The sequence below is a fragment of the Comamonas sp. JNW genome (genome assembly GCF_003105075.1).
Classification (GTDB): domain Bacteria; phylum Pseudomonadota; class Gammaproteobacteria; order Burkholderiales; family Burkholderiaceae_C; genus Comamonas; species Comamonas squillarum.
In genome coordinates this window covers 145,654-160,290 of record NZ_QETI01000001.1, presented here as the reverse complement: position 1 = coordinate 160,290, position 14,637 = coordinate 145,654, and the positions used below count along the sequence as shown (strand labels likewise).

The 14,637-nt window shown below is 66.5% G+C and carries 7 protein-coding genes; 1 reads left to right on the top strand and 6 read right to left on the bottom strand.

The window, feature by feature from the left end; genetic code table 11:
* Nucleotides 1–18: 18 nt before the first annotated feature.
* From DCO45_RS00700 to DCO45_RS00675, 6 genes are all read right to left on the bottom strand, one after another.
* Entirely contained in the window at nt 19–1,932 is a 1,914-nt protein-coding gene (locus DCO45_RS00700) for a TolC family protein (protein WP_243419201.1), read from the bottom strand.
* Nucleotides 1,933–1,935: 3 nt separating this feature from the next.
* Nucleotides 1,936–3,264 carry an HlyD family type I secretion periplasmic adaptor subunit gene (locus tag DCO45_RS00695; RefSeq protein ID WP_116924051.1) on the bottom strand — a complete coding sequence of 443 codons (1,329 nt, stop codon included), beginning with the start codon at nt 3,262–3,264 and terminating at the stop codon, nt 1,936–1,938.
* Nucleotides 3,261–5,135, bottom strand: coding sequence for an ATP-binding cassette domain-containing protein (locus tag DCO45_RS00690; protein ID WP_116924461.1), 1,875 nt, complete (start codon nt 5,133–5,135; stop codon nt 3,261–3,263). Before DCO45_RS00690 ends, DCO45_RS00695 begins: the two co-directional genes overlap by 4 nt.
* 299 nt (nt 5,136–5,434) lie before the next feature.
* Nucleotides 5,435–6,970 (bottom strand): hypothetical protein, encoded by a 1,536-nt coding sequence (locus DCO45_RS00685; RefSeq protein WP_116924050.1) that lies wholly within the window; start codon nt 6,968–6,970, stop codon nt 5,435–5,437.
* Between the two features lie 78 nt (nt 6,971–7,048).
* A complete protein-coding gene (locus DCO45_RS00680; protein ID WP_116924049.1) occupies nt 7,049–7,567 on the bottom strand; it encodes an OmpA family protein in 519 nt (172 codons plus the stop codon).
* A gap of 103 nt (nt 7,568–7,670) precedes the next feature.
* The gene (locus tag DCO45_RS00675) at nt 7,671–12,872 is read right to left on the bottom strand and encodes a hypothetical protein (protein WP_116924048.1); all 5,202 of its coding nucleotides are present in this window, start codon (nt 12,870–12,872) and stop codon (nt 7,671–7,673) included.
* A gap of 552 nt (nt 12,873–13,424) precedes the next feature.
* Between DCO45_RS00675 and DCO45_RS00670 the strand changes: the two genes are divergently transcribed.
* Nucleotides 13,425–14,570 carry a tetratricopeptide repeat protein gene (locus DCO45_RS00670; protein ID WP_198424325.1) on the top strand — a complete coding sequence of 382 codons (1,146 nt, stop codon included), beginning with the start codon at nt 13,425–13,427 and terminating at the stop codon, nt 14,568–14,570.
* Nucleotides 14,571–14,637: the final 67 nt, after the last annotated feature.

Genomic DNA, 14,637 nt, shown 5'->3' with positions numbered 1-14,637 from the left:
TGTGGAAACCCGTACCTCTTACCAGCGTAGTGCGCGCGCTGCACCGGAGCCTTGCGGCTGGCTGAGCAGCTGCGTGTCCCATCGGTGGTCCAGGCGCAGCGGCAGGTGCTGCGCAGTCAAAACAGGGGGTGAGGTATAGGGGGTTCCAGGCCGGGCAGGGGCTGCGCGGCTGCCAGCCAGTGGCGCGGGGCCAGGGCTGGCAAAGGGGCGCTGCGCAGTGGCAGGCGCGGGGGCATTCGCAGAGCGCTGGGCAAAGAGCTGGTCGAGCCAGTGCTCGGGCAAGTCGCGGGGCAGCAACTGGCCGGTGGTGCGGGTCAGGCGCAATTCATTGATGCGCTGGTCATACATGGCGTCGGCTGCGTCCAGCATCAGGCGCTGTACGTCGAGCTGGGCATCGAGCACCTGCGAGAGGTTGCCCCGGCCCACTTCCAGGAGGCGCCGGTAGCCTTCAAAGGCGGCACTGGCTTCGCGCACGGCATCGCGCAGCTGGGCCTCGCGGGCGCGGCCTGCCTGCCAGCGGCCCCAGGCGGAGGACGCAGCCTCATGCACCTGGCGGCGCACGGCCTCTTGCTGGGCCTGCTGGGCCTGCAGCTCGCTGATGGCCTTGAGGATGCGGTCGCGCAGCTCAAAGCCATTGCCAAAGTTCCAGTTCAGCTCCACGCCGTAGCGGGTGCCTTCGGTGTAGAGCACGCTCTTGGGATCGCGCGTGTGCGAGACGACGGCGGCCACCGTGGGCCAGCGCTGGGCCTTGCTGCGCTCGACCTCGGCATGGGCGCGCTCGATCAGGTGGCCGATCTCGCGCAGCTCGGCGCTTTGGTCCTCGGCAGCCAGCAGCGCCGCTTGCTCATTGGTCGGCACCCAGAAGCTGGGCACCTGGGGCTCGGGCAGCCAGGACAGGCTCGGGATGTAGTTGAAGAACCGGGTAAAGCGGGCCTGCGCATCGATGCGCTGGGCTTCCAGCGCGTTTTGCTGGGCCAGTGCGCTGGCGCGGCGCGATGCAGCCTGGCGCAGGTCATTGCGGCCCACGGCGCCCAGCTCCGCGCGGCGCTCTTCCACCCGGGCGAGCTGGCCGATGATCTCGGCCGACTCTGCGGCAATGCGGGCCTTGGTCTGGAAGCGGTGCAGCTCGAGCAAGGCCGACAGCGCATCGAGCAGCACATTCTGGCGCGTGGTGTAGAGGGCGCTGCCTTGCGCCGCTTCCATGGCCTGGGCCGAATCGATGCCGGCGCTGATGGCGCCGCCATCGAGCAGATTCATGCGCACCTCGGCGTTCACTGCCGTGTACGAGCTGCGCCTCCCGCCTTGGGGCAGGGCCGCATTGCCGGCCGAGGTGCCCAGTTTGAAGCTGGGCCAGCGCGCGCCCTCAGCCGTGTGGGTGTCGTAGCCTGCTGATTCGACAGCAGCACGTGCCTTGCGCACATCGGGGTGGTCGCTCAGCATCGTGTAGAGCGCTGCGAGCAGCTGCTGCTGGGACGCGTTGCCTGCAAGTGTGCCTGGCATCAGCTTGGGTGCCAGCTGCAAGGCGGCGGCAGGTGCGGTGCTGGCGGGAATGACAGGGGCGGCCGGCGTGGGAGCAGCCATTTCTGCGCTTGCGCTGGGTGCGGTGCTGCTGGCAAGCGCAGGCGCGCTATCGCGGCTTTCTGGCGCAGCTTCGGCCATCTGCACGCGCAGCGGCATCTCCAGCACCGGCGTGGCATCGGCCTGGCTGGCCTCCTGCGCGGGCACGGTGCCATCGGAGAAGCCCTGCGCCTGCAGATCGCTGCTCGCCCAGGCCATGGTGAGCGCGCAGACAATCCCCCAGACCGAGGCGCCCTGCGGCTCGGCGCGCCCGGCGCAAGCCAGGCGCGGCTGGGCCGCCAGGTAGCGCGCTGGCAGGCTGGCCGCCTGGCCAAGCGGCATGCTGCTAAGGGGTGTGGGGGCAAAGAGGCGCATCGCTCAAGGCTCCCGGAAAGCTTCGCTTTGGATATGCAGCACGGGGCGCAGCAAATACCAGATAAAGGGTTCACGGCCCAGCAGCAGATCGAGCTCGGCCTGCATGCCGGTGGTGATGCGGTTGTCCTTGCGGCCAACCCATGGCTGGGCCAGGCTGGCCTGGATGCGGAAATACGACGGCGCATCGGGCACGTTCGGGTCGTGGTCGGCATCGGCCGAGACCAGGGTGACCTTGCCGGGCACAAAGCCATAGCGCAGGTAGTCGTAGGCGCTGACCTTGGCCTTGGTTTCCTGGCCAGCACGCACATAGCCCCGGTCGGCCGGGTTCAGGCGGGCCTCGACGATGACCTCGTCCTTGTCGGGCACGACTTCCAAAATCGCCTCGCCGGGCTTGACCACCCAGCCAGCGCCCGAGCTGCGCAGCCCTTTGACGACGCCGTCGGTCGGGGCCAGCACGACGGTACGGCTGCGCTGGTTGCGCGCGCGGGACAGGTCTTCGCTCAGGCTGAGCAGCTCGCGCTCGGTCTGGGCCAGCTCTTCGGAGGCACGGCGGCGGAACGCGCCCTGGGTTTCCAGAATCTTGGCCTGCGCCTGCTCGACCTTGGCGCGGTTGCTGACCAGGCTTTGCACGGCGGCGGCCAGGTCGGTGCGCACCAAGGTGAGGGCGCGCTGCTTGTCGAGCACTTCGAGCTGGCCAATCAGCTGCTCGGCCGCCAGCTGCTGGGCAATGCCGGCCTCTTGCTCATGCAGCGCCAGGCTGCTGCGCAGGCCGTCGATGCGGGCCTGGCTTTGCGCCACATCGCCCCGGGCCTGCAGCAGCATGGCCTGGCTCGAGGCCAGGCTGCCCTGGTATTCCAACGCCCGTGAGGAGAAGGCGCCCAGCTCGGCGCGAACAATCTTGCTCTCGAGCTCGCGCGGGAAATCCGTTGCCTTGAGCGCCAGGCCCTGGCTCTCTGCCGTGAGGCGAGTGCGGCTGGCTTGCGCGGTGGCGCTGCGGGCCGTCAACTGCTCCAGGTTCAGGCTGCTGCCGCCCAGGTCAATCTCCAGCAGCGGCTCGCCCTTGTGGACTTCCTGGCCTTCCTTGACATGGACGGTGGTGACGATGCCGCCTTCCAGATGCTGGACTGTCTGCACGCGGTCGGAGGGAATCACCTGGCCGCTGGCGACCACGACGTTCTCGACCGGGTAGAACAGGCCCACCAGCACCAGCACGCCCAAGGCGGCCAGCACGATGCGGCGCTGGTTGCGGCCGGGCTGGGGCGTGTCGGGAACCGGTGGCCGCTCCAGGTTTTGCAGCACCTGGGGCAGGTCGTGAAGGGAGCGGGCCGTCATGATGCCAACTCCTGGGCCTGCGCCGGGCCGGGTGCGGCCGATGGCTTGGCGGCAGCCGCGCTGCGCGATGCGGTGGCCTCGTTGGCAGCGGCCGCTGGCTTGCTGCTGACGCCAAAGAGCAGCGGCAGCATCTGCTCGGGCTGGCCCTGGTCCACCTGGCCGTCACCGCGCACATGGTAGATATGCTGGGCGAGCGAGGCCACGCGCAGCGAATGGGTGACGATGATGACCGTGTGCTTGGTCGCAATCTGGCGCAGGGTTTGCAGCAGCGCGGTTTCACTCTCGAAATCCAGGTCGTTGCTGGGCTCGTCGAGGATCAGCACTGAGGGGTTGCGCAGGAAGAGCTGGGCCAGGCCGAGCTTGCGCAACTCGCCGGCTGACAGGCCCGCGCCGCCTTCGCCCAGGACAGTCTGGTAGCCCTGGGGCAGGCGGCTGATAAAGCTGTGCGCGCCCGACAGCTGGCAGGCCGCCAGAATCTGGCCGTCATCGGCATCGGGGCTGACCATGCGCAAGATATCGACAATGGGGCCGCTGAACCAGTAGGTTTGCTGTGCCAGGCAGCCGACCCAGCGGCCCAGGTCATTGCGCGGGAACTGCGCCATGTCGTACTCGTCGATCGAGATCGTGCCTTGCGTGGGCTGGTACAGGCCGGCGAGCAGCTTGGCCAGGGTGGATTTGCCCGCGCCATTGCGGCCCAGGATCGCATGGATGCCGCCGGGGCCGATCTGCAGCGACACCTGGTCCAGCGCCAAGTGGCCTGAAGGGTACTGGAAGCTGGCCTGCTCCAAGCGAAACACGCCGCGCGGGCGGGGCAGCGCAATGCGCTGGCTCTCGGGCTCCAGCGGCTCTTCCAGTGCTTCTTGCAGGCGGGCCGTGGCTTCGTTGGCACGGGCCAGCGATCGCCAGTTGCTGGCCAGCTGGGCAATCGGGCCCAGGGCCTTGCCCGACAGCAGATTCACCGCCATCAGGCTGCCGATGCTCATCCACTGCGCATTGATGGCCAGCGCGCCCACGGTGATGACGGCGACCGAGAACAAGGTCAGCAGCACATGGCTGGTTTCCTTGGCGTTTTCCATCTCGCCGTTTTTGTCAAAGCTCTCGGCCAGCCATCGGTCATAGCCCGATTGCCAGGCCTGCTGGGCCGCTGCGTCATAGCCCAGCACCTTGAGGGTGCCGCGCGCATTGCAGATCTCGGCCGTGCCCCGGTCGAGCTGGCGCGCCTGCTCGACTTCTTCGACCCGGCCACTGCGCACCTCATCGGCCCACCACCAGGCCAGCACGCCCAGCACGACCATGGCCACCACGATCACCGGCAGCACGGGCCAGGCGATGATGCCGATCACGATCAGCGCGAGCAGAGCCATTGGCAGATCCAGCACCGAGGAGGCCACGCCGCCCGAGATGCACGAGCGCATCGAGCCGACATCGCGAAACAGCTGCAACCACTGCGTGGCCGAGCGCTGCTCCAAAGTGAGCAGCGGATGGGCCAGCATGGAGCGCATCAGGCTTTGGGAGACTTCGCGGTCGATCGTGGCGCCCGCTTCCCGCAGCGCACGGGCGCGCTTGCGGCGCAGGTACAGCTCCAGCGCCAGCATGCACAGCACGCCGGCCACCATGGCGGTGAGCGTAGCGGTGCCGCCGCGCGAGATGACACGGTTATAGACCTGCAGCAGGAAGATCGAGGGCAGCAGCCCGAGCAAGCTGATGGGCAGTGACAACCAGACGGCCTGGTGCAAATGGCCTTTGGCATGGGCGAACGAGGTCGCCATGGCAGCAGCGAACGGGCTGGCCGTCGCCGCTTCGGCCTCCTGGGCCTGCGCCGTGGCTTCGGTGCGTGACACCAAGGCGCGGGGTAGCAGGTACTCGATCATGTTGGTCTCTCCCAATTCCTCTCAGCGATCCACTGTTGCGCTGCACAAATACACTATTTATTTATTGGTTTTTCTTATTAACTCGGAAACTCGACTGCGGTTTAGTCCGCCATTTCTTGTAATTTACTTTGATTTTTATCAAACATAGCGCGGATCGGTGATGGTAAGAAATTGTATTTTTTTATGACAAATGTCTCCCGCCCAGATACTAAATATAGGGGTTGTATAAATATTGGCGGAGCGGGAGTCTTAAAGCTTTTTTCTATGTAAATGTTCAACAAATTGAGGGTATTTGCTAATCAAAAATTAATTAATTGCGGAACAGCAATATGGTGAATCCACTGGTAAATACGCCAGTTGTTGGCCTGCAAAGGGTCTGCACCGGTAAATGGCTCAATAAAAGCGGCTTGCTCTCGCGCATCGGGCGCCATAAACATGGCCGCTTCGGGGTGGAGGTATTGCGGCAGCTGGGCTTGCAAGGCTTTGCGCAGCGCAGCCAGCCAGCTGCTGCTTTGCAGGTGGCTGCGGGCCTGGGCCAAGCCCGGTTGCAGGGCCAGCTCGGCCACTGCCACCACAGACCAATCGGGCTGCGCCGAGGAGGCGCCCCCATGGGCCAGCAGGTGCCACTGCAGCCAGTGCCGGGTCAGTGCTTCGAGCGCAGCCATCTCAGGCGTGGCCATGCTGGTGGTACTGGTGCTGCTGCCTAGGGCGGCGCCGGGTGCGGTGGCTGGCGCATCGCTGGGCGCTGCGACCGCAGTGGATGCGCAGCCCAGCGCACCCATGCCATCGGCATAGGCGGCCAGCGCCACCAGGCGCCAGGCCGGCGCCAGTGCGGCCGGTTTGGGCGTGGGCAGTGGCGGCTGCAACTCGCTGTGCGCGGTCTGGCCCTTGCCGGGGGCCAGGCGCTGGGCCAGTTCGGCCATGACTGGCAGCACGGCGTCCAGCGGCTCGCTGCGCTGGCTTTGTGCATAGCGGGCCAGTACCAGCAGGCACAGCGCGTGGTGCAAGCGCTGCGTCCCTTCTGCCTGGTGGATCTGGATCTGCTGGCACAGCTGCAGCGCAGCACGGCCCAGCAGTTGGGACAGGCCGCGCTGCTGGGGGGGCGCCTGGCCCGTCTGCTGCTGGTAGCGCTGCTGCACCAGCAGCAGGGCATAGATGCGCGCGCAAAAGGCCTCCAGGCGTTCGTTGCTCCAGGGGCCGTGTGCTGGCTCGGGCACGGCCAGCGCCTGCAGCGTGGCGATGCTGGCCTCGCTCTGGAGCAAGGTGGCGCCGGTGGTCGGCAACGGGGGCAAATCAGCGCGCGGCAGCTGCGTCAAATAACCTTCGCTGTTGACAAACAGGCCTTGCAGATGCAGCAGCCAGTACGCGCGGGGCAGGCGGTCCGGCTGCTCGCCCATGCCGGGCAGCCATGCGCTCGGTGCCGGGGCCGTGCTGGACCAACGCTGGGGCGGCACCAGTTGCACCTGCTCCAGGCTCTCGTCGGCCAGCGCCCAGGCCGACACCGCCGGGCGCGGGCTAGCCGGTGCGGCACCGCCTTGCAGCGCACTGATATGCGAGGGCCAGTCAATGCGCAGCTCCAGGCAGTCGAGGCTGCGGCTCCAGGCCCATTGCCGCACCTGGGTGGTGCCGGCGCGCCAGGCCGCCTCCAGCGTGGCGCGGCGCACATAAAAGGTCGCCACAGGCTCTCCTGGTGTCGCCACGCTCAGCAGCAAGATGCAGTCGCCAAACGGCTCGGGCAGGGGGCTGGTGCGGGTTTTCAAATAGTCCAGGCCCAGGCCCAGTTGCTGGACCAGGCTGGGCTGTTTGCTCCAGCGGTGGGGTGCTTGGTGCGCCAACACATGTCCTCCAGGGGCTGAGACAAGGGAAGCGGCATGGCGATGCAGGGCGCCATGCCTTGCCAGGGCATAGGGCACTCAGCGGTATTCGAACTCGACCCGGCGGTTGCGCTGGTGGGCCTCTTCGCTGCTGCCGGTATCGGCCAGGCGTTCCTTGCCATAGCTCACGGCCTCGACACGGGCGGGGTCCACCCCCAGGGTCTGCAAGCTGCTGCGCACCGACTCGGCCCGTCTTTGGCCCAGCGCCAGGTTGTATTCGATGCCGCCGCGCGCATCGGTGTGGCCCTGCAAGGTCAGCGACTGGCCAGGGTGGCTGCGCATCCAGCGTGCATGGCTCTCCAGCACGGGGCGGTCAGCCGGGCGCACGGTATAGGAGTCAAAGTCGAAATACACGGTATGGGCCGTATCGGCCGGCCCCTTGTTGCCCGGCTGTGCGGTGGCCACGACCGGCGCCACACCCGATTGGGCGGGCTCGGCCGCAGGCTTGGACAGCGCGTAATGGTGCTCTTCACGTTTGGAGGTTGTGGAGCTGCTGCCGCAGGCCGCAAGGCCCAGGGCCAGAGCGGCGGCGACAGAAAGAGGGAGAAGTTTGAACATGGCAATCCTTGATGGGGCCCCGCGCTTGCCTGGAAACCAGGCAAGCGCTGCAGACCCATGGGGATGGAAGCGGGTCACTGATCAGCGCAGGGCGCGCTGTGCATCAGGCCAGTTGGTGGTGCAGCAGGTCTTGCGGCAGCACGCTGTGTGCATCGCCGCTGGCCACACTGCTGATGGCAGTAGCCACCGGCTGCAGCGCGCTGCCGGCCGTGCTGGCCACGAAGTGCGGCGCTGCCGTGCCGCCCAGCAAGCCACCCAGCCCGCCGCTGCCGCCCAACAGACCCCCTACGAGGCCGTGCTCACCGGTGATGCCCGAGAGCAGGCCGGTGCTGCCGCCGAGCAGGCCGCCGACCACGCCGCTGTCACCCAGCAAGCCGCTGACCAGGCCTGTGTTGCCGGTCAGGCCGCCCAGCAGCCCCCCCGTTGCGCCGGTACTGCCCAGCACGCTGCCCAGTACGCCCTGATCACCGAGCAGGCCGTCGACCACACCGCCCAGGCCCGCTGCTGCGCCGCCCGAGGTGGCGCCACCCAGCCCGGCCAGGACATCGTGTACGGCCGAGACCACCGGCTCCAGTGCCTGGCCCGTCTCCTGCGTCAGGCCATTGACCGCCGAGGTCACGACGCCCAAGGGGCCGCTGCTGGTGCTGGTCAGGTTGTCGACCACACTGGTCACCGGTGCCAGTACGCCGCTTTGCGGATCCAGCAAGGTATCGACCACCGCGTTGACTGGCGCTGCGACGGTGCCGCCGACCAGATCACCGACCAGGTTCTGCGCCGTGGTCACAACACCGCTGCCATCGGCGCCGCCGGAGCCATTGCCCAGCAATCCGCCCAGCAGACCACCGTCACCAGTCAGGCCACCGAGCAGTCCGCCTTCGCCGGTGATGCCGCCCAACAGGCCGCCATTGCCGCCGACGACGCCACCCAGCAGACCACCGTCACCGGTCAAGCCACCGAGCAGACCGCCTTCGCCGGTGATGCCGCCCAACAGGCCGCCATTGCCACCGATGACACCACCCAGCAGACCACCGTCACCGGTCAAGCCACCGAGCAGACCGCCTTCGCCGGTGATGCCGCCCAACAGGCCGCCATTGCCACCGACGACACCACCCAGCAGGCCACCGTCACCGGTCAGGCCGCCGAGCAGGCCGCCTTCTCCCGTCAATCCGCCCAGCAAGCCGCCGACCGCACCACCGGAGGTGCCGCCGCTCAGGCCCGCAATGACATCGTGTACGGCAGAGACGACCGGCTCCAGCGCCTGGCCAGGCACTTGGGTGAGCCCATTGGCCACCGAGGTCACGACACCCAAGGGGCCGCTGCCGCTCTGGGTCAGGCCTTCGACAATGCTGGTCACCGGTGCAAGGACGCCACCTTGTGGATCCAGCAGGGTATCGACCACCGCGTTGACCGGCGCTGCGACGGTGCCGCCAACCAGGTCACCGACCAGGTTCTGTGCCGTAGTGACTACACCGCTGCCATCGGCACCGCCGGCGCCATTGCCCAGCAATCCGCCGAGCAGACCACCGTCACCGGTCAGGCCACCAAGCAGGCCGCCTTCACCGGTCAGACCATCCAGCAGGCCGCCGTTGCCGCCAATGACACCGCCCAGCAGGCCACCGTCACCGTTCGAGCCGCCGAGCAGGCCGCCTTCTCCAGTCAGGCCGCCGAGCAAGCCGCCGACTGCGCCACCAGAGGCGCCGCCGCTCAGACCTGCGACGGCATCGTGCACGGCAGAGACGACCGGCTCCAGCGCCTGGCCAGGCAACTGGGTCAGGCCATGGGCCACCGAGGTGACGGCGCCCAGCGGCCCGCTGCCGGTATGGGTGAGACTTTCTACCACGCTGGTCACAGGGGCCAATGCGCCGCTTTGTGGGTTGAGGAGGGTATCGACCACGGTATTGACCGACGCTGCGGCCGTGCCGCCGACCAGATCGCCGACCAGGTTTTGTGCCGTAGTGATTACGCCACTGCCATCGGCGCCGCCGGAGCCGGAGCCCAGCAATCCACCCAGCAGACCACCGTCACCGGTCAAGCCACCGAGCAGCCCACCTTCACCAGTGAGGCCGCCGAGCAGGCCACCGTTTCCGCCGACAACGCCGCCCAGCAGACCACCGTCGCCGGTCAGGCCCCCCAGAAGGCCGCCTTCACCGGTCAGGCCGCCCAGCAAGCCGCCATTGCCGCCGGTGAGGCCTCCCAGCACACCGCCGACCACGGTGCCAATCAGGCCACCGCCCAGTCCGCCGCCGGCACCACCGTCGCCGATGCTGCCCAAGCCGGCAATCAGCTCGTTCAAGGCACCAATGACCGGTTGCAGCCCTTGGCCTTCGACCTGGGTCAGGCCACTGACCAGCTCGGTCAATACACCCAGCGGGCCGCCTTCGACCGAGGTCAGACCTTCGAGCACCGAGGTCACCGTGGCGAGGGTGCCCGTACCGGGGTTGAGCAGGCTGTCGAGCAACTGGCCGACGGGTTCGGCCACGGTGCCGCCCAGCAGGTTGTCGACGACATCCTGCGCCGTAGTCACCAGGCCGCCATCGGTGGCGCCGCCACCCGGGACCAGGCCGCCCAGCACACCGCCGACGATGCTGCCGATCAGGCCACCGCCCAGGCCTCCACCCAAGCCGCCTTCACCGATGCTGCCCAGCCCGGCAATCAGCTCGTTCAAGGTGCCGATCACAGGCTGCAGGGCTTGGCCTTCCACCTGGGTCAAGCCGCTGACCAACTCGGTCAGCACACCGAGCGGACCGCCGTCGACCGAGGTCAAGCCTTCCAGCACGGAGGTGACCGTGGCGAGCGTGCCGCTGCCCGGGTTGAGCAGGCTGTCGAGCAACTGGCCCACCGGCTCAGCCACCGTGCCGCCCAGCAAGCCATCTACGACATCCTGCACCGTGGTGACCAGCCCGCCATCGGTGGCGCCGCCGCCAGGCACCAGGCCGCCCAGCACACCGCCGACGATGCTGCCAATGATGCCGCCGCCCAGGCCGCCTTCACCCACATTGCCCAGGCCGGCAATCAGCTCGTTCAAGGTGCCGATGACGGGCTGCAGCGCCTGGCCTTCGACCTGGGTCAGGCCACTGACCAGCTCGGTCAATACACCCAGCGGGCCGCCGTCTACCGAGGTCAGGCCTTCGAGCACCGAGGTGACGGTGGCGAGGGTGCCGTTGCCGGGATTGAGCAGGCTGTCGAGCAATTGACCCACAGGCTCTGCCACGGTGCCGCCCAGCAGGCCATCGACAACCTCTTGGACCGTCGTGACCAGGCCGCCGTCGGTGGAACCACCGCCAGGCACCAGGCCGCCGAAGATGCTGTCGACGATGGAGCCGATCAGGCCGCCGCTGATACCACCTTCACCAATGCTGCCCAAGCCGGCAATCAGTTCGTTCAAGGTACCAATCAGCGGCTGCAGCGCCTGGCCGTCCACTTGGGTGAGGCCATGGACCAACTCGGTCAAGACACCCAGGGGGCCGCCTTCGACACTGGTCAGGCCTTCGAGCAAACCGGTCACGGTTGCAAGCGTGCCATCGGTCGGGTGCAGCAGGCTGTCGATCAACTGGCCCACCGGCTCTGCCACCGTGCCGCCGAGCAAACCGTCCACCACGTCTTGCACCGTGGTCACGATGCCGGGGCCGTCCGTACCACCGGGCGGCGTGCCGGAGCCGCCGCCCAGCAAGCCGCCCAGCAGACCACCCACGCCCGCAAGCAGCTCACCGAGCGGGCTGTTCTCACCGAGCAGACCGCCCAACACCTGGTTCACCAGACCGGGAATGCCTTCGGTCGATGTGGGATCGCCCAGACCTGCGATCAGCTGGTTGAGCGTGGAAACCAGCGGCTCCAGCCCTTGGTCCTGGATATTGACCAGGCCATCGACCAGCTCGGTCAGCACACCCAGAGGGCCACCATTGGTGTTCGTCAACTGCTCCAGCACGCTGGTCACCACAGCGAGGGTTCCCGTCGATGGGTTGATCAGCGAATTGACCAGATCCGTGACGGGCGCCACCAAGGTGCCACCGCCCAGTGCGCCCAGTACGTCCTCGACCGAGGTGATCAGGCCATGGCCGTCCGTAGGATCGGTGGGGTTGGTCGGATCCGTAGGATTGGTCGGGTCGGTTGGATTCGTTGGATCCGTCGGGTTGGTTGGATTGGTCGGGTTCGTGGGATCCGTTGGGTTAGTCGGATTGGTAGGGTTGGTAGGGTCCGTGGGGTTCGTAGGATTGGTTGGATTGGTGGGATCCGTAGGGTTGGTCGGGTTCGTCGGATTGGTGGGATCCGTGGGGTTGGTCGGGTTGGTAGGATTCGTCGGATTGGTAGGGTCCGTCGGATTCGTAGGGTTGGTGGGGTTGGTCGGATTGGTGGGATCCGTGGGGTTGGTTGGATTGGTCGGGTTCGTAGGATCCGTCGGGTTCGTCGGATTGGTGGGGTTCGTAGGGTTGGTGGGGTTCGTAGGGTTGGTCGGATTCGTGGGATCCGTAGGATTGGTTGGATTGGTCGGGTTCGTAGGATCCGTCGGATTGGTCGGATTCGTTGGGTTAGTCGGGTTGGTTGGATTGGTGGGGTTGGTCGGATTCGTTGGGTTCGTAGGGTTTGTGGGGTTCGTTGGATTGGTAGGGTTGGTCGGATCCGTGGGATTGGTCGGATTCGTTGGGTTGGTGGGATCGGTGGGGTTGGTCGGATCCGTCGGGTTGGTAGGGTTGGTCGGATTGGTCGGATCCGTGGGGTTGGTGGGGTTCGTTGGATTGGTGGGGTTGATGGGCGGCGTCCGGTCGTCGTCATCGTCGCCGCTGTCCAGCGCCGCAGCAATCAGCGCGCCGCCACCAATGCCCACCAGGCCGGCGAGCAGAAAATCGCCCAAGGTAGAGCCACCGGCTTCGGCCGTTTCCTGGGTCACCACCAGGCCCAAGGCGTCGGTGTCGTCCCCGGCAGGGGCCACATCGACCTTGCCCGAGGCCAGATCCAGCGCCATCGCGCCTGTGCCGTCGGCGCCTGCCTGGTAGCCCAGCGTGGCCTCGGTGCCGCCCGCAAACGTGCCCACGAGCTTCTGGCCACCGGCACCGCTGAACTGCGCCTGCGCGCTCCCATCGGCTGGCACGATGATCTTGTCACCCACTTGCAAGGCCGTGCCTGCGGGGGCCGCCATCGTCTGGCCATCCCGCACAATCTGCACGCCGGCGCTGGCCTGGGACAGGGTGGCAGGCGTGCCTTTGGCCGATGCGGCCATCGCTGCGCCGCTGCCGGTTTGGGACGCCATGCCGTGGGTGGCCAGTGCGGCAGCTGCGGTATTCGAGGGGAGGGCGGTGGAGGTGGTCATTTTCTCTGTCCTGTAGAAAATTGAAATATCAAACGCAAGGGCTCCGATTTGCCTCGCGAGGCTTATCTGGGCGGAGACTGTGCAACTTGCGTGCCATGGATTTGTTTTTTATCTGCGTTCTTTTGGTATTTCATAAGTCATTGAAATTCATGGATAAATATATTTATTTGCAGATGAATCGCAGTTTAAAAACTATGGCCCGATCAGGCGTTTAAGCAATGTCCAATGTTGTTCCCTCCGGCGTTACGTAACGTTCTGCCGTTACGCTGGAGCATTTCCGTCAATATTTGCTGCGTCGCTGTTAAATAGGATTTAAATCATGATCCTCTGGTATCCATAAAAATTTACATAATGAATCAGGTGCCGGGCTCGCATACTATTTCTGCTGTCTCTTGCCGCATGAGTGTTTCTCCTGGTCACTGCTGCGCCGGCTTAAAGAAGCTGTTCAAAGAATCTCGTTGTATTTCCCCTGTTTCCATGACTTTTAAAAAGCCATCTATGCGCATCGCGTCTCGTCACTTCTCTCCCCCTCTCTGGTTAAGGCAGGCACGGTTGCCAAAGTTGGTGGCTGCGCTGTGCGCAGGCGGTACGGCCGTATTGCTGGCACTGCCCGCCCATGCCGCACGGGAGGTGGATGCCGTAGCCCAGCTGCTGGAGCAGGGCCAGACCGCGCAGGCGGCGGCGCAGGCCGACCAGTTTTTGCAGCTCAATCCCCAGGACGCCGAGATGCGCTTTTTGCGCGGCGTGATTGCCACCGAGCAAAAGCAGCAGACGCAGGCCATCCAGATCTTTTCGGCGCTGGCACGCGACTACCCGGCCATGCCCGAGCCCTACAACAACCTGGCCGTGCTGTATGCCGCCCAGGGGCAGGACCGCAAGGCTGTCGATGCGCTGGAGCAGGCCATCCGTGCCCAGCCCGGCTATGCCACCGCCTATGAAAACCTGGGTGATCTGTATGCCCGCATGGCCAGCCAGTCCTACGGCAAGGCCTTGGAGCTGGACAGCGCCCGCCAGGGCGTTGCGCCCAAGCAGGCGCTGATCGCGCAGATTGCGCCGGGCGGGACTGGGGCGGCTGTGCCAGTGACAGCGGTGGCAGCAGCCGCGCCGCAGTCTGCCGCTGCAGTGGCCCCCACCCCGAGCTTGACCCCGGTGCAAGCTGCGGCTGCGGTGCCTGCACCTGCAACCGAGCCTGTGGTGGCAGAGCGCATATCCTCGGCAACCCCGCTGCAGCTGGCCGCGGCAGAGGCGGCACGGTCATCGGCCAAGTCATCGGACAGGCCAGCAGCCAGTGCCGCCGCCAAAGCAGGCCCGGCGCCGGATGCCGTGCCTGCCAGCACGGCCTCGCAGACGCCAGATAACTCCCCAGCAGCGGTGGAGGCTGCCGTGCAGGCCTGGGCCCAGGCCTGGGCGCAGCAAGATATGGATACCTATCTAGGCGCCTACAGCCCCGCCTTCAAACCCGCCGACGGCAGCAGCCTGGCGGCATGGAAGCAGTCACGCCGCCAACGCATTGAGGGCAAGCGCGAGATCAGCGTGGCGCTCAGCGATGTGCAGGTGACCGTCGACGGCGCCCGCGCCACGGCCCGCTTTGTGCAGGCCTATGCGGCAGGCGCGCTCAAGAGCAACTCCCGCAAGACCTTGGTGCTGCAGCCCGAGCAAGGCCAGTGGCGCATTGTGAGTGAGACGGTGGGGCGTTGATCGAGCCCGCTGAATACAGCCAAGGCGCCTGCCCTTTTGGAGCAGGCGCCTTGGTTTTGAAGGTGCA